Annotated in this window: 25 protein-coding genes; 15 read left to right on the top strand and 10 right to left on the bottom strand. The window is 60.2% G+C overall.

The annotated features are described in order from the left end of the window. Window positions 1–17: 17 nt before the first annotated feature. The gene (locus tag Q7C33_RS02630; protein ID WP_407682796.1) at window positions 18–1,826 is read right to left on the bottom strand and encodes a DUF1302 domain-containing protein; all 1,809 of its coding nucleotides are present in this window, start codon (window positions 1,824–1,826) and stop codon (window positions 18–20) included. Window positions 1,827–2,469: 643 nt separating this feature from the next. Here Q7C33_RS02630 and Q7C33_RS02635 point away from each other — a divergent pair. Continuing rightward, entirely contained in the window at window positions 2,470–3,234 is a 765-nt protein-coding gene (locus Q7C33_RS02635) for an N-acetylmuramoyl-L-alanine amidase (protein WP_407682797.1), read from the top strand. A gap of 42 nt (window positions 3,235–3,276) precedes the next feature. Here the strand turns inward: Q7C33_RS02635 and Q7C33_RS02640 are convergent, their stop codons facing one another. From Q7C33_RS02640 to Q7C33_RS02655, 4 genes are all read right to left on the bottom strand, one after another. Beyond that, on the bottom strand, window positions 3,277–4,188 hold the full coding sequence (locus Q7C33_RS02640) for an SDR family oxidoreductase (protein ID WP_181287629.1): 912 nt from the start codon (window positions 4,186–4,188) through the stop codon (window positions 3,277–3,279). A 125-nt stretch (window positions 4,189–4,313) separates the two neighbouring features. After that, window positions 4,314–5,216 (bottom strand): alpha/beta fold hydrolase, encoded by a 903-nt coding sequence (locus Q7C33_RS02645; RefSeq protein ID WP_407682798.1) that lies wholly within the window; start codon window positions 5,214–5,216, stop codon window positions 4,314–4,316. Then, window positions 5,216–5,998 (bottom strand): class II aldolase/adducin family protein, encoded by a 783-nt coding sequence (locus Q7C33_RS02650; protein WP_030139893.1) that lies wholly within the window; start codon window positions 5,996–5,998, stop codon window positions 5,216–5,218. The genes Q7C33_RS02645 and Q7C33_RS02650 overlap by 1 nt, the downstream gene beginning before the upstream one ends. Window positions 5,999–6,152: 154 nt before the next feature. Then, window positions 6,153–6,608, bottom strand: a complete 456-nt coding sequence (locus Q7C33_RS02655) for a flavodoxin (RefSeq protein ID WP_030139892.1) — start codon at window positions 6,606–6,608, stop codon at window positions 6,153–6,155. Window positions 6,609–6,764: 156 nt separating this feature from the next. Between Q7C33_RS02655 and Q7C33_RS02660 the strand changes: the two genes are divergently transcribed. Continuing rightward, the gene (locus tag Q7C33_RS02660) at window positions 6,765–7,238 is read left to right on the top strand and encodes a PAS domain-containing protein (RefSeq protein WP_030139891.1); all 474 of its coding nucleotides are present in this window, start codon (window positions 6,765–6,767) and stop codon (window positions 7,236–7,238) included. Window positions 7,239–7,292: 54 nt separating this feature from the next. After that, window positions 7,293–7,898 (top strand): hypothetical protein, encoded by a 606-nt coding sequence (locus tag Q7C33_RS02665; RefSeq protein WP_030139890.1) that lies wholly within the window; start codon window positions 7,293–7,295, stop codon window positions 7,896–7,898. Window positions 7,899–7,906: 8 nt separating this feature from the next. On the opposite strand, the gene Q7C33_RS02670 is transcribed toward Q7C33_RS02665, so the two are convergent. Next, window positions 7,907–8,866: a MerR family transcriptional regulator gene (locus tag Q7C33_RS02670; RefSeq protein ID WP_407682799.1), complete on the bottom strand. Its 960-nt coding sequence runs from the start codon at window positions 8,864–8,866 to the stop codon at window positions 7,907–7,909. 220 nt (window positions 8,867–9,086) lie between these two features. Here Q7C33_RS02670 and Q7C33_RS02675 point away from each other — a divergent pair, with 220 nt between their 5' ends. From Q7C33_RS02675 to Q7C33_RS02705, 7 genes are all read left to right on the top strand, one after another. Continuing rightward, complete coding sequence (locus Q7C33_RS02675; RefSeq protein WP_030139888.1) at window positions 9,087–9,647, top strand: antibiotic biosynthesis monooxygenase; 561 nt, start codon at window positions 9,087–9,089, stop codon at window positions 9,645–9,647. A gap of 121 nt (window positions 9,648–9,768) precedes the next feature. Beyond that, window positions 9,769–10,479 carry a dihydromonapterin reductase gene (gene folM, locus Q7C33_RS02680; RefSeq protein ID WP_198796642.1) on the top strand — a complete coding sequence of 237 codons (711 nt, stop codon included), beginning with the start codon at window positions 9,769–9,771 and terminating at the stop codon, window positions 10,477–10,479. 20 nt (window positions 10,480–10,499) lie between these two features. Beyond that, window positions 10,500–11,057 carry a GTP cyclohydrolase I FolE gene (gene folE / locus Q7C33_RS02685; RefSeq protein WP_030139886.1) on the top strand — a complete coding sequence of 186 codons (558 nt, stop codon included), beginning with the start codon at window positions 10,500–10,502 and terminating at the stop codon, window positions 11,055–11,057. Beyond that, window positions 11,058–11,438 carry a dihydroneopterin triphosphate 2'-epimerase gene (gene folX, locus Q7C33_RS02690; protein WP_025211888.1) on the top strand — a complete coding sequence of 127 codons (381 nt, stop codon included), beginning with the start codon at window positions 11,058–11,060 and terminating at the stop codon, window positions 11,436–11,438. It abuts the gene before it with no gap. Between the two features lie 99 nt (window positions 11,439–11,537). Then, on the top strand, window positions 11,538–11,834 hold the full coding sequence (locus Q7C33_RS02695; protein ID WP_407682800.1) for a DUF1244 domain-containing protein: 297 nt from the start codon (window positions 11,538–11,540) through the stop codon (window positions 11,832–11,834). Then, window positions 11,827–12,165: a HopJ type III effector protein gene (locus Q7C33_RS02700; protein ID WP_198796643.1), complete on the top strand. Its 339-nt coding sequence runs from the start codon at window positions 11,827–11,829 to the stop codon at window positions 12,163–12,165. The genes Q7C33_RS02695 and Q7C33_RS02700 overlap by 8 nt, the downstream gene beginning before the upstream one ends. Window positions 12,166–12,443: 278 nt before the next feature. Beyond that, complete coding sequence (locus Q7C33_RS02705; RefSeq protein WP_407682801.1) at window positions 12,444–13,694, top strand: 2-aminoadipate transaminase; 1,251 nt, start codon at window positions 12,444–12,446, stop codon at window positions 13,692–13,694. A 187-nt stretch (window positions 13,695–13,881) separates the two neighbouring features. Here Q7C33_RS02705 and trxB read toward each other — a convergent pair whose 3' ends face one another. After that, on the bottom strand, window positions 13,882–14,844 hold the full coding sequence (gene trxB / locus Q7C33_RS02710; protein WP_030139882.1) for a thioredoxin-disulfide reductase: 963 nt from the start codon (window positions 14,842–14,844) through the stop codon (window positions 13,882–13,884). A 308-nt stretch (window positions 14,845–15,152) separates the two neighbouring features. On the opposite strand from trxB, the gene cysZ reads away from it, so the two are divergent. Further along, window positions 15,153–15,908 (top strand): sulfate transporter CysZ, encoded by a 756-nt coding sequence (cysZ, locus tag Q7C33_RS02715; protein WP_030139881.1) that lies wholly within the window; start codon window positions 15,153–15,155, stop codon window positions 15,906–15,908. A gap of 64 nt (window positions 15,909–15,972) precedes the next feature. Then, window positions 15,973–17,148, top strand: coding sequence for a glycosyltransferase family 4 protein (locus tag Q7C33_RS02720; RefSeq protein WP_198797761.1), 1,176 nt, complete (start codon window positions 15,973–15,975; stop codon window positions 17,146–17,148). A gap of 113 nt (window positions 17,149–17,261) precedes the next feature. Here the strand turns inward: Q7C33_RS02720 and Q7C33_RS02725 are convergent, their stop codons facing one another. The 3 genes from Q7C33_RS02725 to Q7C33_RS02735 all read right to left on the bottom strand — a co-directional run bounded on the left by Q7C33_RS02725 (window position 17,262) and on the right by Q7C33_RS02735 (window position 19,746). Beyond that, window positions 17,262–18,365 carry an NADH:flavin oxidoreductase gene (locus tag Q7C33_RS02725; RefSeq protein WP_407682802.1) on the bottom strand — a complete coding sequence of 368 codons (1,104 nt, stop codon included), beginning with the start codon at window positions 18,363–18,365 and terminating at the stop codon, window positions 17,262–17,264. A 292-nt stretch (window positions 18,366–18,657) separates the two neighbouring features. Then, window positions 18,658–19,140, bottom strand: a complete 483-nt coding sequence (locus tag Q7C33_RS02730; protein WP_407682803.1) for a glutathione peroxidase — start codon at window positions 19,138–19,140, stop codon at window positions 18,658–18,660. Window positions 19,141–19,260: 120 nt separating this feature from the next. Then, the gene (locus Q7C33_RS02735) at window positions 19,261–19,746 is read right to left on the bottom strand and encodes an FKBP-type peptidyl-prolyl cis-trans isomerase (protein ID WP_181287611.1); all 486 of its coding nucleotides are present in this window, start codon (window positions 19,744–19,746) and stop codon (window positions 19,261–19,263) included. On the opposite strand from Q7C33_RS02735, the gene Q7C33_RS02740 reads away from it, so the two are divergent. The 3 genes from Q7C33_RS02740 to Q7C33_RS02750 all read left to right on the top strand — a co-directional run bounded on the left by Q7C33_RS02740 (window position 19,715) and on the right by Q7C33_RS02750 (window position 23,154). Further along, entirely contained in the window at window positions 19,715–20,053 is a 339-nt protein-coding gene (locus tag Q7C33_RS02740) for a DUF3565 domain-containing protein (protein ID WP_080628553.1), read from the top strand. The two genes, Q7C33_RS02735 and Q7C33_RS02740, sit on opposite strands and share 32 nt — an antisense overlap. Window positions 20,054–20,142: 89 nt before the next feature. Continuing rightward, window positions 20,143–22,242, top strand: a complete 2,100-nt coding sequence (gene pta, locus Q7C33_RS02745) for a phosphate acetyltransferase (RefSeq protein ID WP_030139875.1) — start codon at window positions 20,143–20,145, stop codon at window positions 22,240–22,242. 3 nt (window positions 22,243–22,245) lie between these two features. Then, complete coding sequence (locus Q7C33_RS02750) at window positions 22,246–23,154, top strand: acyltransferase (protein WP_258648907.1); 909 nt, start codon at window positions 22,246–22,248, stop codon at window positions 23,152–23,154. Window positions 23,155–23,216 lie beyond the last annotated feature (62 nt).

Consider the following 23,216-nt stretch of genomic DNA (forward strand, 5'->3'; position numbering starts at 1 on the left):
TTTCCTTGTCAGCCAGATCAGAAGTTCACGCCGAAGCTAAGCGCGAGGAAGTCGCGGTCTTCGAGAACGTTGTAATCGCCGCCGAAGAAATCGGTGTAGCTCAGGCTGGCGGTATAGGTGTTGCGGTAATCGGCATCGACACCCACGCTGATGGCCTTGGCGCCTTCGTTGAACAGGCCGTTGGGGCCATAGCCGGCCACGTCATGGGACCAGGACACGTTGGGCTTGAAGTTCACCCCGCCGATGACGTTGGAATAGTCGAGGATCGCCCGGGCACGGTAGCCCCAGGACGTCGAGGTGACGAAACCGTCGGTGTCGCCGTTGAAGCCGTACTGGCCGTAGACCGAGTCGCGGCCATAACGCAGCTTGTCCTTCGATTCCAGGCCACCGACATGCACGACCGCCGCCTCGCCCACCACGGTCAGGCGATCGGCGCCCAGGACCTGGTCGAAGAAGTGCGTCAGGGTGCTCTGGACCTGGGTGACTTCCTTGCGGCGGTACCCGGTGTTGTCGGCTCCAGGCGAAGTGGCGATGGGGGATGCGGCGCCGCCGGCGATCGGGTTGAGGAGTGCCAGGGTCAGGTCGTTGGTATTGACCTGCACCGGTGCGTTGGGCCGATAGCTGATCTCGCCGGTCCACGCGGTACCGGTGGGCAGCGTGGTGGAGAAGCTTGCGCCGTACAGGCGAATGTCTTCAGGGTATTCGAGATAATAACCACCGCGACCAAGCATTACGCTTTGTGCCAGGGCACCACTGCTTCCTTGGGCAATAGTTTCTGCAATCGGAAGCATGCCCCCCGGAGTATTGTTCGCCAGCACAGCCAACGTAGAAAGGCCTGCCGTGGTGGTGCCCACGGTCGGCGTACGGCTGTGGTAGTTCATGAAGTACAAGCCGTACTCGGTGTCATCGCCGAGCCAACGCAACGCAGTGCCCCACTGGCCGGAATCCCGTGCATCGCGGTCACCGCCGCGAGGAATGACAACCCCTTCGCTGGTCACCTGGATGCCCTGCCCGAATGTCTCGGTCAACGGCACGAATGGCGCAATCAACGGGCTGGCAACCGTGTACCCACTGGTACACCCATCAGCCACCACATCGTTACCAAAGAACGTCCCGCAGTTGTCGACAACCGTCTGGTCCCATTCCAACTGGTAGAAACCTTCGATGGTGAGTTTGTCGGTCAGGCCCTGGGAGGCGAACAGCATGTTCACCGGGATCAAGCCTTCCTTGATCTCCGCGCCCGGGCGACGGAACGCGGAGACATCCACCGGGTTGATGCTGTTGATGGAGTTGCCGATGAAAGTACTTTCACCCCAACTGACCACCTGCTTGCCGGCGCGCACGGTGCCCGGCAAATCGGCGATGGAATAGTTGTGATAGACGAAGGCATCGAGAATCTGCGCGCCTGACGACTTGGCGCCCTCTTTGCGATTGCTGTCGCTGATGTCCTTGAACTCACGGTTTTCATCCTTGAGCTCGAAGTCGTACCAATACTTGCCACGCACGAACACACCGGTGTCGCCGTACTTGAGTTCCAGGTCGTGCAAGCCCTTGAAGATTTTCGAGAAGGTCTCGCCCTTCTTGAAGTTCAGTCGTCCATCGTCACCGGTGGAGGATTGCCCCGTCCCGCCGTTGACCGTACCGACCAGATCCTTGTCGGCATCGCGCATGCCCCAACTCGCGCCAACGGACAGCGAGGAGTCGAACTGGCCCTCGATTTCGCCAATGTTGAAAGAAACGGCCTGCGCCTGGGCACAGCAACCCAAGGCCACCGCGACGGCCAGCGCCTGCGGCTTGAAGATGGCGCGCATTGTTATTGTTGTCATGCGTCTTCCCCGGTGAGTGACAGAGCCTTCACCCTACTGCCGCACGTCATGGGCGATAAGCGCACCAAGGGGGTATTCGCGCTGTACCTAAAAAGGATTACAGCCTATGCGGGAGCGGCCTCTGAGCGGGACATGAACAGGCTGGATGATGGGTTATCAACGCCGCGCATGAGCAATGCCGACCGTCACGACTGTTGCGCGCACCGCAACAGTGCATGTCCGAAACCGGGCTGTTTCCCGCGGCGCCCGATCCCTATGCTGGCCGGGCTTGCAGGGCAACGGGCCTGCAAGCACAAGTCGTCCGGCGTCCCTCGCGCCTGGCGCACCGTCATTCGGATGGATTGCACATCGATCCATCATCCCCGTGTCCACTGACGTTGATTTGTAGCTCCTTTGCAACGTCACGTTTAGGCCGCTGCGTTTTTTGCAGCGGCCTTTTTTATTTAGGGTTATGTCGCGAGTTACCTGTTTCCTACAACTTCGTCGGAAATATCTATCCTCGTTGCCCTTATTCGAAACGTTGAGTTTGTCGTCACTTCCCACAACACAGCCAGAAAGCAACTACGCGCCCGGCAAAAATTCACTGTTACGCTGAAATCAATCGCAGTATTTCGCTTCGATTCATTAACGGTGAGTTATGGACATGTACATAAATAACCAAAGCTATCGTTCAAAAAAATCTTATAACAGCCGCATTCGCTTTCTGGTGTTTCATTACACGGCCGGCAACTTCGAGTCTTCGATCAACACGTTGACCGGCCCTTCCGTCAGCGCCCATTACCTCATACCCGACTTCGCCGATCCTGGTTATTTGAAAGCGGGCTTTGCCGCCCCCCAGGTTTTCAATCTGGTCGACGAAAACCAACGCGCCTGGCATGCCGGCGTGAGCAGCTGGGGTAATCGCAGCAACTTGAACGACACGTCGATCGGTGTGGAAGTCGTCAACCTGGCAACTGACAACCAAGGCCAATTTACCTTTCCGCCTTATAAGGCCCAGCAAATCGAGGCCATCGAATACCTGGCATCGGACATTCTCAAGCGATACCCGGACATCAGTCCGGTCAATGTGGTGGGACATTCGGACATCGCTGCGGGACGAAAGAGCGACCCCGGCCCGATGTTTCCGTGGCACGCGTTGTATCTCAAGGGCATCGGGGCCTGGTTCGATGACGCTACCCAGGATACGTTCATGCAGATGTACCAAGCCAATGGGATCCCCCTTCGGGAACAACTGGTCGGGCAGTTCAAGCGATATGGCTACGACACGTCGGCCGCCACCACGGTTGTAGGCTTCCAGCGACTGGTACGGGCTTTCCAACTGCACTTCCGTCCGGCGAAACATGACGGTGTAATGGACATCGAGACTGCCGCGAACCTGGCCGCCCTGGTGAAGAAGTACTTCCCCTGAACCGGTCGCCGCTGCCGACGACAACCGGCCCGGGCGACAAGCTTAAACGGCGTAGCGCTGCAGGTTAGCCATCATTTCTTTCAGGGCTTCGAGATTGTCGTTCGGGTGCACCGCGTCCTCGAAGTCGCAAATCTGTTGCCAATGGGCGGCGACATCCTCAGGTGAGAAACCTTTGCGCGGATCGAACCCGGCGCCGAGGCTGCGCTCCCAGCGCACCTTGCCCATCCAGCCGCCGCCCACTTCGAATAACCCGGAGGTTTCCTGGCAGGCTTCACTGGCCAGGTACACCACCAGCGGACTGACGAGTTCAGGCTTGAGTTGTTCGAACACCTGCGGCGGGATCAGGCCCTCAGTCATGCGAGTGCCACCGGTGGGAGCGATCGCATTGACGTGGATGTTGTTCTTGCGGCCTTCGATGGCCAGGGTGCGTGTCAGGCCGTAGAGACCGAGCTTGGCCATCCCGTAGTTGGACTGGCCGAAATTGCCGTAGATGCCAGACGTGGAGGCGGTGAAGATCACCCGGCCATAATTCTGCTCACGCATGTGCGGCCATGCGGCGCGAGTGACTTTATAAGCCCCTTCGACATGGACGCGGTAAACCAGGTCCCAGTCGGCGTCGTCCATTTTATGAAAGGTCTTGTCTCGCAGGATGCCAGCGTTATTGACGACGACGTCGACGCGACCAAACGCGTCGAGGGCATTTTGCACAAGCTTGTCGCCATCGGTGACTGAGTCATGATTGGCCTCGGCAATACCGCCGGCCTGGCGAATTTCGGCGACCACCCGGTCGGCCGCCGAAGCGTTGGCGCCCTCCCCTTGAGCCGAGCCACCCAGGTCGTTGACCAGCACTTTCGCACCTTGCCTTGCGAACAGCAGCGCATGGGCACGCCCCAGGCCACCACCGGCCCCTGTGACGATCACGACTTTATCTTCGAAGCGCACAGACTCATTCATGGGCAGAACTCCAGCAGGCCGTAGGACAATGAACGGAAGTGTCGGGTACAAGGCCGCTGGTCACAATCAACTGGGTTGAAAGTGAATGTTGGGCGATAAGGTGCGGGGATGATGCAGGCAACCCATCATGAACAGGCCATTCGCTTGTGGGGCGCGGCGATGGCCTCGCGAAATGCCAGGTAGTGATTGAGCACCTGCACCGGCGCTTCGGTGTGCGGGTAATGACCGATGTGAGGCAACGACACGGTGTCGGCATGGGGAATGAGCGCCTGGTAACGCGCCACCATATGCGCACCGGAAATCGGGTCGAATGCCCCGTCGATCAGCCGCAACGGCACCTCGCCGCTCTGCATCGCCCGGACCCAGCGATCACGCTGTACACGGCGCTCGGGAATATAGGCAATGAGCTTGTGCATGATTCGCGGTCCGCGGTGGGTCTCGACCAGGCTCCAGTAATCATCCAGCTCGCTTTCGGTGGGACCGGTCCAGGGACCGAAAATCTGCCGAAAGCTTTTCACCAGGCCGTCCCTGCAGAAAGCCCGGCCAACCAGCCAGCCCAAGGGGCTGAGCAGCAGTTTTTGCATCAACACCGGACGATGGGTTTCGGGAAACAGGCCACCGTTGAGGAAGACACAGCTGGCGAGGTCAATACGCGCCTCGCCATGCCGGGCAATCAGCTCCTGGGCCACACTGTCGCCGTAATCGTGGGCCAGTACGTGAACCCCTTGCGTCACGTTCAAATGAATCAGTAACGCCTGCTGCAGATCGGCCTGCTCCAGCAGGCTATAGACATGCTCCGTCGGCTTGGCGGAATCACCAAACCCGAGCATGTCGCAGGCGATGACTCGATAACGCTGTGCCAACGGCTGCCACAGGTAATGCCAGTCCCAACTGGCGGTCGGAAACCCATGAATCAGCAGCAACGGCTCGCCGTGCCCGGCCGTCCAATAGCGGATGGCGTGGCCGCGAAACATGAATGTCTGGCCGCGCTGACGCCAGATACGCAACGGGATTTGGACCATGGGCATCAACTTTTATAGCCTGGATCTTGCTGGTCGAGTTTGCGCAGCAGCGCTGGCCAGGCCAATGCGCCTCCCATGCCCTGGGCACTTTTGGTCACGCCGGCGACCATCGCCCGGGCGCCGGCCAATACCTGCGGCTCGATGGCAATCAATTCGGCTCCGCCCGTCTGGGCCATGACCTGGATGTCGCAGGCTCGCTGGAAAATGAACATCATCAGGAACGTATCGGCAATGGTCCCGCCACAAGTGAGCAGACCATGGTTGTGCAACATGAGGAAATTGCTCTCGCCCAGGTCGGCTTGCAGGCGGGCCTTTTCTTCCGGGTTCAGCGCGACCCCTTCATACGGGTGATAAGCCAGGCTCGACAGCACGAACAGCGATTGCTGGCTGATCGGCAACACGCCTTGCTTCTGCGCCGACACCGCGACGCCAGACGCAGTATGGGTATGCAGCACGCACGTCACATCGTGCCGCACCTCGTGCACCGCGCTGTGGATGGTGTAGCCGGCAGGGTTGATCTCGTAGGGACTGTCCATCAACTTGTTGCCGGCCTGATCGATCTTGACCAGGCTCGACGCGGTGATTTCGTGGAACATCAACCCGTATGGGTTGATCAGGAAATCTTCGGTGCCAGGGACCTTCGCGGAGATATGCGTGAAAATCAGGTCATCCCAGCCGTGCAGCGCGACCAACCGATAGCACGCAGCGAGATCGACTCGGGTTTGCCATTCGGCTGCGCTGACCTGATCCTTGATGCCGGGTGTCGATTGAATGGGCGCTACGCTCACGGCTATGACCTCTGGCTTTTTTTATGTATGAGGGAGACGGCCATGGTTTTCATGGACAAGAAACCAGTCTAGTCATCTCCCGCCAGGTCGGTAGTTGCGTTGGCAGCCAGCTTACTGGCCGAGCGAGTCAGCATCAGTGCTCGCCGCAGGTGGCTCAACCACGTAGCGCGACGATCAACTCGGCCAACCAGGGCTCGGCGTCGGTTTCCGGCGTGACGCTTTCGCTGGCATCCAGGCGCAACATGGGCAGCACTTCATTCACCCCCAGCTCGGCAAACAGTTCGCGCATCTGCTCGCCACCGCCGCAGAACGTGTCGCCGTAGCTGGCGTCCCCCAGGCCGATCACCGCGCCAGGCAGTCCACGAAATGAAGCGGGCAATTGATCACGGATCGTTGAATACAGCGGCATCAGGTTGTCCGGCAATTCGCCCATGCCGGTCGTCGACGTAACGGCGAGCAAGGCTTGCGGTCCGAACGCCTGGATGTCCGCCAGGGTTGCCCGTGGATTGAGGAATGTTTCGAAATCCGCGTCACCGAGCAATTGGGCGGCATGCCGGGCAACTTCTTCGGCCGTGCCGTAGACGGAGCCGGAAAGAATGGCGACTTTCATCGGTCTGATCCTGAAACTGAATAAATAGAGTGATCATGGTAACAGGCTGCGCGCTCAAGCTGCGATTGACTCTCAACAACCGATAACAGCCAGTGGACATCCCCTCGGGTTCTTCTAGAATGCAGCGCGTCAGGGAAGTCCAAGGCTGGAGCACTCATGATCAACGCCCATCTGATGCAATTGGTGATCAATGCATCGAACGACGGGATCGTCATTGCCGAAAAAGAAGGCGATGACAACATCCTGATTTATGTAAACCCGGCCTTCGAACGGCTGACCGGTTACAGCCGCGACGAAATCCTCTATCAGGATTGTCGCTTCCTGCAGTCAGGCGACCGGGACCAACCGTCCTTGGAGCCCATTCGCACCGCCTTGAAACAGGGCGGTGCGTGCCGACAAGTGCTGCGAAACTACCGCAAGGATGGCACCCCTTTCTGGAATGAATTGTCGCTGTCCACCGTAAAAAACGAGGCGGACGGCCATACTTATTTCGTGGGGGTGCAAAAAGACGTCACCGCTCAGGTGAAGGCCCAGCAGCGCGTTGCCCAGCTGGAGAAAGAATTGGCCGAAGCCCGGGAGATCATTGCTCGATTTAATTCGACGAGCGGTGAAAACAAAACGGCGAATTAATGGTCAGTCACTACAATCACCAGTGATAACGCAAATATTTTTCGAGCCATCTTTATGCAGCGCGACGCCCTCCTGACCCAGGATGAGCTTGATTTCATCCGGACCATGCAGCACAACCCGCAATTGAATGAGCGGGATGTCACGTCGAGCTTGCTGGTAAACGGTGGATCCCAGATCCGGGATTTGCTGACGCGCCTGGCGGCGAATGAGCAGGTCACGCTGCAGGCCAACTTTGAAAACCAGCAGATGACCTTCCCGTTGCATCTGGTCGAAGATGAATTCCATGCCATGCACCTTCGTCTGGGCGTGCCGAGCATCTACGAGGATGGGCCGAAGATTCGTCCATGGCGCCTGACCCTCGAAGAGCCCGTGGCGCTGGAAAACGTCAACGGCCAGCCGGGCCCGTTATGGGTGCATGAGGTTTCCTGCAAGGGCGTACTGCTGGAAATCCGCAACCGCACCAAACCACCGAAGCAGTTTTCCTTGTGGTTCAGCCCATCGGGCTATGAGCGGATATCACTGCGTGGCACGTTTGAAAGGGAAACTGCTCAAGGCCTGTACGCTTATCACCTGAGCCAGCACGACCAGGACGAAACCGAGCGGCTGCGCCAGTACATCCTTCAGCAGCACCGCCTGGCTCATCCGGCCATGCATTTGTAGCAAGCCCTTCAAGTGTCCAGGTTGCCCGCCAGAAACTGACGCAAACGCTGGCGAATCTCCGTTCCTTCGTTCCCCAGGCAACCAATCGACGAGCCGGCCAGGCTTTCCTGCGCCAGGTCTGAGGCGTCACCCGCCAGCATCACCGGGCAATCCAGGCTCATCGCCAATTTCTTCAAGCGCTTGGGTAGATCAACCGCCGGTGCGTGATTGGACACCAGAACCAATGCCAGGGGCTGGATCTTCTGGCAGACCAGGATCAGTTCGTCAAACGGTTGGCCGACAGTCATCAGCCTGACGCCCACGTCCGCCTTACACACGAACAGCGCCGTTACCAACAGCTCCAACTCTCGGCACTGGCCGCCAATGGCGCTGACCAACACTCGTTGGGATGAAACGTCGCGCTTGAGCAGTAGCCGCTGCATCACGCGCGAGCGCAGGAAAGCGTCGAAAAATAGCCACTCGCTGGTTTGCCCGAACTCATGCTGGCGTTGCAGCAACTCTCGCCAGAGCGGCATCAGGATGTCCTGGAATACCACCGGCACGGCATAACTGGAAAAAATCTGTCCGTAGACGCGGTCCAGTGCCAGGTCATCGAAATTACCAACCGCATCCGCCACTTGCTGCTGCCATCGGTTGTAATCGGCACGAACCAAGTCAGGGGAAATGAATTTGGAGACTGGCGGCACCGACTCGGTCCTCGCCAAAATCTTTCCCACCTTGCTCACGGCCACCCCGCGCTCGATCCAGGCGAGAATGCTCCTGACCTTTTCGATATCGCCCAGGGAATACAGGCGGTGCCCGCTTTCGGTGCGCGTGGGTTGGATCAAGCCATAGCGGCGCTCCCATGCACGCAAGGTCACCGGGTTAACTCCTGTCAACCGTGCCACTTCGCGAATGGGAAACAAATCTTCGCGCTTCAAGGCAGTTGATGCTGGAAACACGAAGTTATCTTCGGTGATTACGCTCATTCCGAGGGCTTTCCCGACACAAAATTGGATCCCATGGTACTCCCTCGCAACCCTGTCATGACAAGGACAAATTCGGTCAGCTTGCGGATTTGTTGTTTTTTGCTCGACAAGGAATAATCCTTGCTTTGCCTCTAGTGACCAGACGCAGCCCACTACCCTTGGGAGCGCCTCCCGCGAAGCTCCTATCCGGAGCGTTGCGCTCGTAACATGGAGATACAAAATGTCTACCTCACCCGTCACCTTGATGGTCGCGCGCCGCGTCGCCAACGGACGCTATCAGGACCTGATCGCCTGGTTGCGTGAAGGCGAACAACTGGCCACCGATTTTCCCGGCTACCTGGGCTCCGGTGTGCTCGCACCGCCACCCGAAGACGACGAATTCCAGATCATTTTCAGATTTGCCGACGAGCAGACCCTGCATGCGTGGGAGCATTCCGCCTCGCGCACGGCCTGGCTGGGACGCGGCAGCGATCTGTTTGCCGATCCCTCCGAACACCGGGTGCGAGGCATCGACGGCTGGTTCGGCGCGATCGGCCAACGCCCGCCACGCTGGAAACAGGCCGTGGCGATCTGGCTGGCGTTCTTCCCTGTTTCGTTATTGTTCAATTTCCTTTTGGGACCGTTACTCGGCGAACTGGGCCTGTTGAGCCGGGTTTTCATCAGTACGCTCATCCTGACGCCGCTGATGGTCTATCTGTTTATCCCGATGTCGACTCATTTATTGGCAAGTTGGCTGGCGGGAACGCCACAACGGCCCTTGCCGGCCGCGCAGAATCACTGACGCCATGGGAGCCAGCCAGGTCCGTGAGGGAAACCGAATCGGGCGCTGGATTTCCCTTGTCCATAGGACGTACCCGCCGTCGCTGTTATAGTTTTGCTTCCACCGCGAACCGAGCCGTCCCATGTCCAGCGCCACCGCTCCGATCCTGATCACCGGCGCAGCCCAACGCGTCGGCCTGCACTGTGCCCGACGCATGCTGGAGGACGGCCAACCGGTCATCGCCACGTACCGCACCGAACGCCCGGGCGTGCAAGCGCTACGGGACTTGGGGGCGAGGGTCCTGTTCGCCGATCTTTCCAGTGAGGCCGGGATCTTGGCCTTCATCGAACAGCTCAAGCAGCACACCGATCAACTGCGCGCCATCGTCCACAACGCCTCGGCCTGGCTCGCCGAAACCCCGGGCAACGAAGCCGCGGCCTTCAGCGCCATGTTCGGTGTCCATATGCTCGCGCCCTACCTGATCAACCTGCATTGCGCCGATTTGCTGCGGCGCTCGGTGCCGGCGGATATCGTGCACATCGGTGATGACGTGACGCGCAAGGGCAGCAGCAAGCACATCGCCTATTGCGCCACCAAGGCTGGCCTGGAAAGCCTCACGCTTTCTTTCGCGGCGAAATACGCACCGGCCATCAAGGTCAACGGCATCGCCCCGGCCCTGCTACTGTTCAATCCCGACGACGATGCGACCTACCGTGCCAAGGCCCTGGCCAAATCCGCGCTGGGCATCGAACCTGGCAGCGAAGTGATTTACCAGAGCCTGCGCTATCTGCTCGACAACCCTTATGTCACCGGCACGACCCTGACCCTCAACGGCGGGCGGCACATCAAATAGTCCTGTTCCGAGGAAACACCATGGCCCTATCGCCCCAGCATTACCGCGAGATCCTGATCGGCCTGGGCGAAGACCCGGAGCGCGAAGGCCTGCTGGACACGCCGGTGCGCGCCGCCAAGGCCATGGAGTACCTTTGCCATGGTTATGGGCAGAGCGTCGAGCAGATCGTCAACGGTGCCCTGTTTGCCTCCGACAGCGACGAAATGGTGATCGTTGCCAATATCGAGCTTTATTCGCTGTGCGAACATCACCTGCTGCCCTTCATCGGCAAGGCCCATGTGGCTTATATTCCTACGGGCAAGGTCCTGGGGCTGTCGAAGATCGCCCGGCTGGTGGACATGTTCGCCCGCCGCCTGCAAATCCAGGAAAACCTCACCCGGCAAATCGCCGACGCGGTGCAACAAGTCACCCAGGCCGCCGGCGTGGCGGTGGTGATCGAAGCCCAGCACATGTGCATGATGATGCGCGGTGTCGAGAAACAGAACTCGACCATGAATACTTCGGTGATGCTTGGCGCTTTTCGCGAGTCCAGCAACACCCGCCAGGAATTCCTGCAATTGATTCGACGGAGCCAATAAATGCCACAACTTCAGCCCGCCATGGCGCGCATCAAGGTCAAGGATCTGCGCCTGCGTACGTTCATCGGAATCAATGAAGACGAGATCCTCAACAAACAGGATGTGCTGATCAACCTGACCATCCTCTACGCGGCGCAAGAGGCCGTGCGCGACAACGACATCGACCATGCGCTGAACTACCGCACCATCACCAAGGCGATCATCGCCCATGTGGAAGGCAACCGCTTCGCCCTGCTCGAACGCCTGACCCAGGAGTTGCTGGACCTGGTCATGGCCAACGAGTCGGTGCTGTACGCCGAGGTCGAAGTCGACAAGCCGCACGCCTTGCGCTTCGCCGAGTCCGTGTCGATTACCCTCGCGGCAAGTCGGGCTACTTCGTAGCAGCTGCAAGCCTCAAGCTGTAAGCTTCAAGCCTGACCACCGCAAATCCACTCTTGCAGCTTGAAGCTTGCCCCTTGAAGCTGCCTCGCAGAGACTCCCATGAACGACCAACAACGCCTCGAACTCGAAGCCGCCGCTTTCCGTCGACTGGTGGCCCACCTGGACAGCCGCAAGGATGTGCAGAATATCGACCTGATGAACCTCGCCGGTTTCTGTCGCAACTGCCTGTCCAAGTGGTACAAGGCCGCCGCCGACGAGCGCCAGATCGAGGTCAGCCTCGACGATGCACGTGAAGTTGTCTACGGCATGCCCTATGCCGAATGGAAAGCCCAATACCAGAATGAGGCCAGCGCCGAACAGCAAGCGGCGTTCGCCAAAGGAAATCCCGATGCCTGACCTGAATACCTTTCGCGCCAGCCTCAAGAGCGGTGAACATGCTTTCGCTGACACCCTCGCTTTTATTGCCGAGGGCTACGAATACCAGCCCCAAGCCTTCCATAACGGTGGCGTCGAGAACGCGGCAGGGCAGAACGAAGGCTCCTGCAAGACGTTGGGCCTGGCCCTGCTTGAAGGCTTGAGCGACGAAGAGGCGCTCTTGGCATTCGGCGAACATTATCGCTCGGTGCTGAACACGCCCGAGGGGAGCGACCACGGCAATATCCGCGCGTTGATGGCCCACGGCTTGGCTGGCGTGAAGTTCGAAGCCCAGCCACTGCAACGCCGCTGACCCACCTGCTTTCGTGGCGAGGGAGCTTGCTCCCGCTTGAGTGCACAGCACTCACAAAAGTAGCTGCGCCGCAGCCCAATGCCAGCGCTTCGCACTGGAGCGGGAGCAAGCTCCCTCGCCACAAAAGCTTCGTCGTCACGCAAACAATCCTCGCAAGATCCGCACCTGTTCCACATCCCGACTTTTATGATTGACCCGGCAACTTTATTTCGTTTGCCGGGCGCTGCTGCTCGCGGCTTAGATAACGGACATTTTTTCTTCGTCCGAGCCGCCCCCCCATGAGCCGCGAAACCATCAGCCAATCGATTTCCTTCGTTCACCCTATCAGCCTCAGCCATGGAAAAAATGCCGAGGTCTGGGACACCGACGGCAAGCGCTACATCGACTTTGTCGGGGGCATCGGTGTGTTGAACCTCGGCCACTGTCATCCGCGCATCGTCGAGGCCATCCGCGAGCAAGCCACCCGATTGACTCATTACGCGTTCAACGCAGCCCCCCATACGCCTTATCTTGACTTGATGGAGCGCCTGGCAGCGTTTATCCCGGTGGATTACCCAGTGAGCGGCATGCTCACCAACAGCGGCGCCGAAGCGGCGGAAAATGCGCTCAAGATTGTGCGCGGCGCCACGGGTCGCACAGCCGTCATCGCCTTTGATGGCGGATTTCATGGTCGAACCCTGGCCACGCTCAATCTCAACGGCAAGGTCGCTCCCTACAAGCAGAAAGTCGGCGTACTGCCCGGGCCGGTCTACCACCTGCCCTACCCTAGCCAGGACAACGGCGTGACGTGCGCCGAGGCCTTGAAAGCCATGGACAGGTTGTTCAGCGTCGAGATCGATGTGAACGACGTGGCCTGCTTTATCGTCGAGCCGGTGCAGGGCGAAGCCGGTTTCCTGGCGATGGACGTGGATTTCGCCCAGGCGCTGCGACAGTTCTGCCACGACAAGGGCATCGTGCTGATCATCGATGAGATCCAGTCCGGTTTCGGTCGCACCGGCCAGCGCTTTGCATTTTCGCGACTGGGCATCGAGCCCGACCTGATCCTGCTGGGCAAAAGCATTGCTGGTGGTGTCCCGCTTGGGGCGGTGGTGGGACGCAAGTCGCTGATGGACAACCTGCCCAAGGGTGGTCTTGGCGGCACCTACTCCGGCAACCCCCTCGCCTGCACCGCCGCGCTGGCAACGCTGGACGAGATGACCGACGCCAACCTCCACGCGTGGGGCGCACAACAGGAAGAGGCGATCGTCAGCCGCTACGAATCCTGGCGCCGTCGCGGACTGAGCCATTACCTGGGCCGCCTGACCGGTGTCGGCGCCATGCGCGGGATCGAACTGGCCCACGCCGATGGCACTCCGGCCCCGGCGCAACTGACGCAATTACTGGCCTCGGCGCGGGAATCCGGTTTGCTGCTGATGCCCAGCGGGAAATCGCGGCATATCATCCGGCTGCTGGCGCCGTTGACGACCGAGCCGGCGGTGCTGGAAGAGGGGTTGGATATTTTGGAAGCGTGCTTGGCCGAACTGGCCTGACAACCGATCTTCGGACCAAACAGAGGACTTGTGGGAGCGGGCTTGCTCGCGAAGGCGGTGTGTCAGTAGCATCGATGTCGACTGGAACACCACCTTCGCGAGCAAGCCCGCTCCCACAGGGTTCACCGGCAGATGTCCGCGCACAAAAAAACCGGCCGAAGCCGGTTTTTTTTTATTGCCTGGTGAATCAGAACGAAGCGTTCTGCAAACCATCGAGGTAACGCTCGGTGTCCAAGGCCGCCATGCAACCGGCACCGGCCGAGGTGATCGCCTGGCGATAGACGTGGTCGGCCACGTCGCCGGCCGCGAAGATACCTTCGACGCTGGTGGCGGTGGCGTTGCCGTCACGGCCGCCCTTGACCACCAGGTAGCCGTCCTTGAGTTCCAACTGGCCCTCGAACAACGACGTGTTCGGCGTGTGGCCGATGGCGATGAACACGCCGTCAACCTTGATCTCGTCAAAGCTGCCGTCGTTGTTCTTCAGGCGAGCACCGGTCACGCCCATGTTGTCGCCCAATACTTCGTCCAGGGTGGCGTTGAGCTTGAGGATGATCTTGCCTTCAGCGACACGTGCATTGAGCTTGTCGATGAGGATCTTCTCGGCGCGGAAGGTTTCGCGACGGTGGATCAGGGTAACGGTACTGGCGATGTTGGCCAGGTACAGCGCCTCTTCGACCGCGGTATTGCCGCCACCGACCACAGCCACTGGCTTGTTGCGGTAGAAGAAACCGTCGCAAGTGGCGCAGGCGGAAACGCCTTTGCCCATGAACGTCTCTTCCGATGGCAAGCCCAGGTAGCGAGCGCTGGCGCCAGTGGCGATGATCAGGGCATCACAGGTGTAGGTCGCGCTGTCGCCGGTCAGGGTGTATGGCTTGGCGGCGAAATCCACGGCATTGATGTGGTCGAAGACGATCTCGGTCTCGAAGCGCTCGGCGTGTTCCTTCATGCGTTCCATCAAGGCCGGACCGGTCAGGCCGTGGACGTCGCCCGGCCAGTTGTCGACTTCGGTAGTGGTGGTCAATTGACCGCCGGCCTGCATGCCGGTGATCAGCAGCGGCTTGAGGTTGGCACGGGCTGCATAAACCGCAGCGCTGTAACCGGCAGGGCCGGAACCGAGAATAATCACACGCGAATGACGGACTTCAGACATGACCTGCTCCTGTTGACCGGACCTTGCGGGCCGGAACGCCGGGTGAGCGGCGCGAATAAAAAAGGACCGTTGACGCACTTGGGGAAGGCTTGGGTTCGACAGTCCTGAAAAAAGAATGGGTGCAGCGTATCGAGGGAGCGAAGATTAAGGAAATACGGTTTAACAATCCAGCTCATAGGTGAGCTCTATTCGCTGCGGCGTGCACGATAGCAACGAACCTTAAACCTTTGTTACACGCCGTGTCGTGGCTTTCCCGCATCGAGCAAAGCCGGTAAGGTCGGCGCGTCCACCTATCCTCGGAGCCACCTATGCCCGCCCCCGTCCTGTCCGGCCCGCAATACTTGCGAGAGGGCCTCAAACTGATCTTGAGCCCCGGCCTGCGGCTATTTGTGCTGCTGCCCCTGGCGATCAACCTGGTGCTGTTCGTCGGGTTGATCTACCTGGCTGGCCATCAGTTCAGCCTGTGGGTCGATACGTTGATGCCGTCGCTGCCGGATTGGCTGAGTTTCCTGAGCTATGTCCTATGGCCGTTGTTCGTCGTCCTTGTAGTGCTGATGGTGTTTTTCACCTTCACCATGCTCGCCAACATCATCGCTGCACCGTTCAACGGCTTTCTCGCCGAGAAAGTCGAAGTGGTGGTACGCGGTACGGATGATTTCCCGGCGTTCAGTTGGGGCGAACTGATCGCCATGATCCCCCGGACACTGGCCCGGGAAGCGCGCAAGCTCGGCTATTTCCTGCCACGGGCCCTGGGCCTGTTCGCACTGTCGTTCATTCCGGTGATCAATATCGTGGCCGCGCCGCTGTGGTTGCTGTTCGGCATCTGGATGATGGCGATCCAATACATCGACTACCCGGCGGACAACCACAAGTTGGGCTGGAACGAAATGCTCGCCTGGCTGCGGGAAAAACGCTGGCAGAGCCTGGGCTTTGGCGGCAGCGTGTACCTGGTGTTGCTGATCCCGGTGGTCAACGTCCTGATGATGCCGGCAGCGGTGGCCGGGGCGACGCTGTTCTGGGTGCGCGAACAGGGTGCCGAGACGGCATTGGCGCGACAGGGCTGAGCCGGTCACAAATCCATCATACGGGCGTCACAATGACGCAACGGCCCCGGTCGACACTGGGGTCATGACCACACACCTGCACGTTACCCTCGTTACCGAAACCTTTGCGCCGGAAATCAACGGCGTGGCCAACACCCTCGGCCGTCTCTACGAGGGCTTGCGTGCCCGCGGGCACCGGGTGGAGCTGATCCGCCCCCGTCAGGCCGGTGATCAAGGCCAGGTCAGCGACGACCAGTTATTGCTCTGTCGAGGTTGGCCGCTGCCGGGGTACCCGGGCTTGCAGTGGGGGCAAGCCTCGATGCACAAGCTGCTGCGCCGCTGGAAACGCCATCGCCCCGACGTGTTGTACATCGCGACCGAAGGACCACTGGGTTTGTCGGCCCTGCGGGCGGCGAGGCGCCTGGGCATTTCAGTGGTCAGCGGCTTCCACACCAACTTCCAGCAATACACCCAACAGTACGGGCTCGGATTGTTGAGCCGGGTGCTGACCCATTATTTGCGCTGGTTTCATAACCGCTCCCGCCTGACCCTCGTGCCGAGCCACAGTCAGCGCCTGGAGCTGGAGCGCCGGCATTTCGAGCGCGTGGCGATGTTGTCGCGCGGGGTCGACAGCCAGTTGTTTCATCCAGCCAAACGCTCGGCCACCCTGCGCGAAACCTGGGGGCTGGGCGATGACGACATTGCGGTCATCCACGTGGGACGCTTGGCGCCGGAGAAAAACCTGGGGCTGCTCAAGCGCAGTTTCGACACCCTGCGCAACGCTTTTCCGACGCGACGGATTCAATTGGTCGTCGTGGGCGACGGCCCGCAGCGGCTCGCCCTCGAACAGCAATTGCCCGAAGCCATTTTCTGTGGCGCGCAACGAGGCGAAGCGTTGGCGGCCCATTACGCATCGGGGGATATGTTCATTTTTCCGAGCCTGACCGAAACCTTCGGCAACGTCGTGCTGGAAGCCTTGGCCTCCGGGCTGGGCGTGGTGGCATACGATCAGGCGGCGGCGGCGCAACACATCCGCCATGGCTATAACGGCGTATTGGCAATGCCGGGGGATGAAGAAGCGTTCTGCGACGCCGCTCGTTGGCTGCTGGAAGAGCGCGAGGCCTTGCGATGCGTGCGGCTCAATGCACGGCAGCACGCCAGCCGCCAGGGCTGGGCGTCGGTGGTCGAGCAGTTCGAGGCGCAGTTGCGCGGCGTTTGCTTGGGCGAACATGGAATGCCTGCTGCGCCGACAGTGCTTTGATTATTCGGTGATGCTGAGGTCGCCATCGCGAGCAAGCTCGCTCCCACAATGAGTGCGCTGAAGATCAAATGTGGGAGCGAGCATGCTCGCGATAGCGGCGGATCAGGCGCCGCTTAAACCAAGGTCATCAACGCTTCGCGACTGAACGGCAAGATGTCCTGCTCACGCCCCTCACGTACTTTTTGCGCCCAGTCCGGATCCACCAGCAACGCACGCCCCACTGCGACCAGGTCGAATTCCTCCTTGTTCAGGCGCTCCAACAGTTTCTCCAGGCTGGCCGGTTGCGCAACCTTGTCGGTATTGACCATGAACTGCAGGAACTCGTCATCCAGGCCGACGCTGCCCACGGTGATCGTCGGCTTGCCGGTGAGTTTGCGGGTCCAGCCGGCCAGGTTCAGTTCGGAACCTTCGAATTCCGGTTCCCAGAAGCGACGTGTCGAGCAGTGGAAGATATCCACGCCAGCGTCGGCCAATGGCTTGAGGAATTCACCCAGCGCTTCTGGCGTCTGCACCAGGCGCGCGGTGTAGTCCTGCTGTTTCCATTGGGAGAAGCGGAAGATGATCGGGAAACCCTCGCCCACGGCCGCACGCACCGCACGGATCAATTCGATCGCGAAACGTGAGCGATTGGCGAGGCTGCCGCCGTAGCCATCCGTGCGCTGGTTGCTGCCTTCCCAGAAGAACTGGTCAACCAGATAACCGTGGGCGCCATGGATTTCCACGCCGTCCATGCCGATCTCCTGGGCGTCCTTGGCCGCTTGGGCGAAGGCGGCGATGACTTCGTCGATGTCCGCCTGGGTCATGCCGTGGACCACCACCTGGCCGTCCTTGAGTTTTTCACTCGGACCATAACCCGGCACGCTGGCGTCCGGTTCAGTCCCGATGCGACGCACGCTGCCCACATGCCACAACTGCGGGACGATCTTGCCACCTTCGGCGTGCACGGCATCGACCACGTCTTTCCAGCCCGCCAGCGCGGCATCGCCGTAGAAGTGCGGCACGTTCGGATAGCCGTTGGAAGCCTTGTGGCCGACCGTCGTGCCTTCAGTGATGATCAGCCCGACCCCGGCCGCTGCGCGACGACGGTAATACTCGATCACCTTGGCGTTCGGTACGCCACCCGGCGAAAAGGAACGGGTCATCGGCGCCATCACCACCCGGGTCGGCAGCTCGAGGGCGCCGAGGTGAAAGGGTTTGAACAGGGCTTGTACAGGCATCAGGCTCTCCAAGGAACGCGTCGCAGTTCAGATATGACGAGGATAATATGGAGCGTGCCCAGCGCTGGATAGCACTATTGATTGGAGTGATTAAGGGTTAGAAGGGAGTCGAGAGAACGCATCTGTTTTGAGGTGCGCAATCCGTGGCGAGGGGATTTATCCCCGCTGGGCTGCGAAGCAGCCCTAAAATCTGATGCCTCGGTGTGTCAGCCTGATTATGTCGCTTTTTCTTGGGGCTGCTACGCAGCCCAGCGGGGATAAATCCCCTCGCCACAACGGTTCAGCGTACGGATCAGGCCAGCGCTTTCTCGATCGCCTGGATCACGGCAGGATCATCCGGCGTAGTACGCGGCGAGAACCGTGCCAGCACCCGGCCGTCCTTGCCGAGCAGGAATTTTTCGAAATTCCAGGTGATGTCTCCTGGGAACTCGGCCCCTTCGCCCGCCAGCAGGCGGTACAGCTGATGACGGTCAGGACCGTTCACTTCCAGCTTGCTGGCCAACGGAAATGTCACGCCATAGTTGAGGCTGCAGAATTCCTGGATTTCCTGCTCGGTTCCCGGCTCCTGTCCGGCGAACTGATTGCAGGGCAGGCCCAGCACACTGAAGCCCCGGGCCTTATATTGCTGATAGAGATTTTCCAGTGCCGCGTACTGAGGCGTCAGGCCACATTTGGAGGCGACGTTGACCACCAGCACGACTTGTCCCTTGAACGGCGCCAGAGCAAGCTCCTGACCATCCAGGGTTTTCAATTTCAGGTCGTGGAAAGCACTCATGACGAACTCCAATTCGCAGATCTTTTCGAAACAGCCGTGGTTGATGCTAACAGCAAGTGACTAAAAAGGCGCCGTACGGCGCCTTTCCAGTTCACTGGTTACCTGAGCGTAGCGCAGAAATCAGTGGTGATGGCCGCCTTCGCCATGGACGTGACCATGGGCGATTTCTTCCTGGCTGGCATCACGGATGTCGACGATCTTGACCTGGAAGTTCAAGCGCTGGCCGGCCAGCGGGTGGTTGCCGTCAACGGTCACGTCGTCGCCGTCCAGGTCGCGGATGGTCACGATCTGCATCTGGCCATCGGGGGCGGAAGCGTGGAACTGCATGCCCACTTCCAGCTCATCCACACCTTCGAACATGCTGCGGCTCAAGGTGCTGACCAGTTCAGCGGAGTACTCGCCATAGGCGTCTTCCGGCTCGACAGCCACAGTCAGCTCGTCACCGGTGGTTTTGCCTTCCAGGGCTTTTTCCAGGCCCTGGATGATGTTGCCTGCACCATGCAGGTAGACCAGCGGAGCGCCGCCGGCAGAGCTGTCGATGACCTCACCAGCGTCGTTGGTCAGGGTATAGTCGATGGAGACAGCCTTATTGGCGGCGATCAGCATGGGGCGAGACCTTTTGCATAAGAATGAAGAACGGACAAGTCTAAACAAGGATTTGCCCGAAAGCGAACGGAACCCGGACAAACGGGCTAGCGCGAACAGACCGACGGTCACGGGCTTCCATCAGGATGAAGAGGGGCACTGGGTAGCCGAGCTGTCCTGCGGCCACACCCAGCATCTGCGCCACCAGCCACCGTGGCAGTCCCGGGCCTGGGTGCTGGACCCTGCGCAACGTATTGAAAAATTAGGCCAGCCCTTTGATTGCGGCTGGTGCGCTCAGGGCCCGGTTAGCGATAACCTTGGCGACTGAATTGTGGGTAGACGACCAGCCATAGGTCGCGCCCTGGTGTCCTGTTGCACAAATACAGGACACTCGTCATGCACCCTTAGAGAATCCGCATGCAAACTTTTTTTATCGCGCCCACCGATTTTGGTGTGGGTCTGACCTCCATCAGCCTCGGGCTGGTGCGTACCCTTGAACGGGCCGGGCTGAAAGTCGGCTTCTTCAAACCCATCGCCCAGCCTCACCCTGGCGATACCGGCCCGGAACGTTCCACCGAACTGGTGGCCCGCACCCATGGCCTCAAACCGCCACAGCCGCTGGGCCTGGCCCACGTGGAGCGCATGCTCGGCGATGGCCAGCTCGACGAACTGCTGGAAGAAATCATCACCCTGTACCAGCAGGCCGCCATCGGCAAGGACGTGCTGGTCGTCGAAGGCATGGTCCCGACCCGCAGCGCCAGCTATGCCGCACGGGTCAACCTGCACTTGGCCAAGAGCCTGGACGCCGAAGTCATCCTGGTGTCGGCGCCGGAAAACGAAGTGCTGACGGAGCTGTCCGGTCGCGTCGAGTTGCAGGCGCAGCTGTTTGGCGGGCCAAAGGACCCGAAAGTCCTCGGCGTGATCCTGAACAAGGTTCGCACCGACGAGAGCATGGAGGCGTTCACCGCCCGGCTCAAGGAGCACTCGCCGTTGCTGCGCAGCGGCGACTTCCGCCTGCTCGGCTGCATCCCCTTCCGCCCCGAACTCAACGCCCCGCGCACCCGCGACGTCGCGGACCTGATGGGCGCGCAGGTGCTTAACGCCGGCGACTACGAAACCCGACGCATGAGCAACGTCATCATTTGTGCCCGCACCATGCGCAACACGGTAGAACTGCTCAAGCCCGGCGTGCTGGTGGTAACCCCCGGGGATCGCGACGACATCATCCTGGCCGTGAGCCTGGCGGCGATCAATGGCGTGCCGCTGGCCGGCCTGTTGTTGACCAGCGACACCCTGCCCGATCCGCGCATCATGGAGCTGTGCCGTGGCGCCTTGCAGGCGGGCTTGCCTGTACTGTCGGTGAGTACCGGCTCCTATGACACCGCCAACCTGCTCCACGGCCTGAACAAGGAAATCCCGATCGATGACCGCGAGCGCGCGGAGATCATCACCGATTTCGTCGCCAGTCACCTGGACGCCAAATGGCTGCACCAGCGTTGCGGCACGCCACGGGAGATGCGCCTGTCACCTGCGGTGTTCCGCTATCAATTGATCCAGCGTGCCCAGTCCGCCAACAAACGGATCGTGTTGCCCGAAGGCAGCGAACCGCTGACCGTCCAGGCCGCTGCCATTTGCCAGGCCCGAGGCATCGCCCGCTGCGTATTGCTGGCGAAACCGGCCGACGTCGAGGCGGTGGCCCGCGCCCAAGGCATCGAACTGCCGCCGGGGTTGGAGATTCTCGACCCGGACGCGATTCGCGAACGTTACGTCGAGCCCATGGTGCGCCTGCGCAAGAGCAAGAGCCTGAACGCCCCCATGGCCGAGCAACAATTGGAAGACACCGTGGTCATCGGCACCATGATGCTGGCGCTGGATGAAGTGGACGGGCTGGTTTCGGGCGTCATTCATTCCACCGCCAACACCATCCGCCCGGCACTGCAACTGATCAAGACCGCGCCGGGCTGTTCGCTGGTGTCGTCGGTGTTTTTCATGCTGTTTCCCGAAGAAGTCCTGGTCTACGGCGACTGTGTGATGAACCCACACCCGAGCGCGGCGGAGCTGGCGGAAATCGCCTTGCAAAGCGCCGACTCGGCGGCGGCGTTCGGCATTACGCCGCGGGTGGCGATGCTCAGCTATTCCAGCGGCGAGTCGGCCAGTGGCGAAGAAGTGGAAAAAGTCCGCGAAGCCACCCTGCTCGCCCACGAGGCCCAACACGGTTTGTTGATCGACGGCCCGTTGCAATACGACGCCGCCGCCAACGAAACCGTGGCACGGCAACTGGCGCCCAACAGCCAGGTGGCGGGCCGGGCTACGGTGTTCATCTTCCCGGACCTGAACACCGGCAACACCACCCACAAAGCCGTACAACGCAGCGCCGATTGCGTCAGCCTCGGGCCAATGCTGCAAGGCCTGCGCAAACCGGTGAACGACTTGCCGCGCGGCGCCCAGGTCGACGACATCGTGTACACCATCGCCCTGACCGCGATCCAGGCCGCCAACCGACCCATGGATATTTGATCAATGCTGGATTTCCTGCCTGTCCCCTTGCGCGGCGTCATTGCCTCGCTGCTGTTGGCGCTCAATACCATCGCCTGCTGCACACCGCTGTTCATCGTGGCGATTTTCAAACTGCTGCTGCCCTTCCCCGCCGCCCAGCGCTTCACCGACTGGCTGATGAGCCATATCCACGAAGCCTGGATCAGCAACAACAAGGCGTGGATGAACCTGGTGCGCCCTACCCGCTGGCATCTAAGCGGCTTGGACGGCCTCGATTACCAGCATTCGTATCTGGTCACCAGCAATCACCAGAGCTGGGTCGACATCATGGTGTTGCAGTACGTGCTGAACCGACGCATCCGCCCGTTGAAATTTTTCCTCAAGCAAGAGTTGATCTGGGTGCCGGTGATCGGCCTGGCCTGGTGGGCGCTGGGCTTCCCGTTCATGAAGCGCTACTCCAAGGCTTACCTGGAAAAGCATCCGGAGAAGAAAGGCAAGGACCTGGAAACCACCCGCAAGACCTGTGCGAAGTTCCGCAACAACCCGGTGGGCATTTTCAATTTCGTCGAGGGCACGCGCTTTACCGAAGGCAAGCATGCCCAGCAACAGTCACCGTTTCGCTACCTGCTCAAGCCCAAGGCTGGCGGCATCGCGTTCGTGCTTGATGCGATGGGTGAACAACTGGAGTCGATCATCAACGTGACCATCCATTATCCGGGCGGTCGCCCGGGGTACTGGGATTTGCTCTGCGGCAACGTTGGCGAGGTGGTGGTGCATTTCCAGGAGTTGAAAATACCGCCGCAGTTCATCGGCAAAAGCTACGACCAGGACGGGGACTATCGCCTGGAGTTCCAGGGCTGGATCAACCAGTTGTGGCAGGACAAGGATGCGTTGCTGGAGCAGATGCATCGGGAGTACCCCGCCAAGTCCTGAGGGGGCTGCACTGGCCTCATCGTCGGATCGCCGCCCGGAGCAAGCTCGCTCCCACAATAGAT

Origin of the sequence: Pseudomonas sp. BP11-1-1, assembly GCF_052112105.1 — a bacterium.
GTDB classification, from domain to species: Bacteria; Pseudomonadota; Gammaproteobacteria; order Pseudomonadales; family Pseudomonadaceae; genus Aquipseudomonas; species Aquipseudomonas alvandae.

Bases quoted from the DNA above. Each gene is read 5' to 3' on its own strand.
- Q7C33_RS02700 (WP_198796643.1), top strand. From the start codon at position 11,827: ATGCCTGACCTGAATACCTTTCGCGCCAGCCTCAAGAGCGGTGAACAT.
- Q7C33_RS02695 (WP_407682800.1), top strand. From the start codon at position 11,538: ATGAACGACCAACAACGCCTCGAACTCGAAGCCGCCGCTTTCCGTCGA.
- folM (WP_198796642.1), top strand. From the start codon at position 9,769: ATGTCCAGCGCCACCGCTCCGATCCTGATCACCGGCGCAGCCCAACGC.
- trxB (WP_030139882.1), bottom strand. From the start codon at position 14,844: ATGTCTGAAGTCCGTCATTCGCGTGTGATTATTCTCGGTTCCGGCCCT.
- Q7C33_RS02655 (WP_030139892.1), bottom strand. From the start codon at position 6,608: ATGAAAGTCGCCATTCTTTCCGGCTCCGTCTACGGCACGGCCGAAGAA.
- Q7C33_RS02670 (WP_407682799.1), bottom strand. From the start codon at position 8,866: ATGAGCGTAATCACCGAAGATAACTTCGTGTTTCCAGCATCAACTGCC.
- Q7C33_RS02645 (WP_407682798.1), bottom strand. From the start codon at position 5,216: ATGCCCATGGTCCAAATCCCGTTGCGTATCTGGCGTCAGCGCGGCCAG.
- folE (WP_030139886.1), top strand. From the start codon at position 10,500: ATGGCCCTATCGCCCCAGCATTACCGCGAGATCCTGATCGGCCTGGGC.
- cysZ (WP_030139881.1), top strand. From the start codon at position 15,153: ATGCCCGCCCCCGTCCTGTCCGGCCCGCAATACTTGCGAGAGGGCCTC.
- Q7C33_RS02735 (WP_181287611.1), bottom strand. From the start codon at position 19,746: ATGCTGATCGCCGCCAATAAGGCTGTCTCCATCGACTATACCCTGACC.
- Q7C33_RS02630 (WP_407682796.1), bottom strand. From the start codon at position 1,826: ATGACAACAATAACAATGCGCGCCATCTTCAAGCCGCAGGCGCTGGCC.
- Q7C33_RS02740 (WP_080628553.1), top strand. From the start codon at position 19,715: ATGGAGACAGCCTTATTGGCGGCGATCAGCATGGGGCGAGACCTTTTG.
- Q7C33_RS02705 (WP_407682801.1), top strand. From the start codon at position 12,444: ATGAGCCGCGAAACCATCAGCCAATCGATTTCCTTCGTTCACCCTATC.
- Q7C33_RS02665 (WP_030139890.1), top strand. From the start codon at position 7,293: ATGCAGCGCGACGCCCTCCTGACCCAGGATGAGCTTGATTTCATCCGG.
- Q7C33_RS02750 (WP_258648907.1), top strand. From the start codon at position 22,246: ATGCTGGATTTCCTGCCTGTCCCCTTGCGCGGCGTCATTGCCTCGCTG.
- Q7C33_RS02660 (WP_030139891.1), top strand. From the start codon at position 6,765: ATGATCAACGCCCATCTGATGCAATTGGTGATCAATGCATCGAACGAC.
- folX (WP_025211888.1), top strand. From the start codon at position 11,058: ATGCCACAACTTCAGCCCGCCATGGCGCGCATCAAGGTCAAGGATCTG.
- Q7C33_RS02635 (WP_407682797.1), top strand. From the start codon at position 2,470: ATGTACATAAATAACCAAAGCTATCGTTCAAAAAAATCTTATAACAGC.
- Q7C33_RS02725 (WP_407682802.1), bottom strand. From the start codon at position 18,365: ATGCCTGTACAAGCCCTGTTCAAACCCTTTCACCTCGGCGCCCTCGAG.
- Q7C33_RS02675 (WP_030139888.1), top strand. From the start codon at position 9,087: ATGTCTACCTCACCCGTCACCTTGATGGTCGCGCGCCGCGTCGCCAAC.
- pta (WP_030139875.1), top strand. From the start codon at position 20,143: ATGCAAACTTTTTTTATCGCGCCCACCGATTTTGGTGTGGGTCTGACC.
- Q7C33_RS02640 (WP_181287629.1), bottom strand. From the start codon at position 4,188: ATGAATGAGTCTGTGCGCTTCGAAGATAAAGTCGTGATCGTCACAGGG.
- Q7C33_RS02720 (WP_198797761.1), top strand. From the start codon at position 15,973: ATGACCACACACCTGCACGTTACCCTCGTTACCGAAACCTTTGCGCCG.
- Q7C33_RS02730 (WP_407682803.1), bottom strand. From the start codon at position 19,140: ATGAGTGCTTTCCACGACCTGAAATTGAAAACCCTGGATGGTCAGGAG.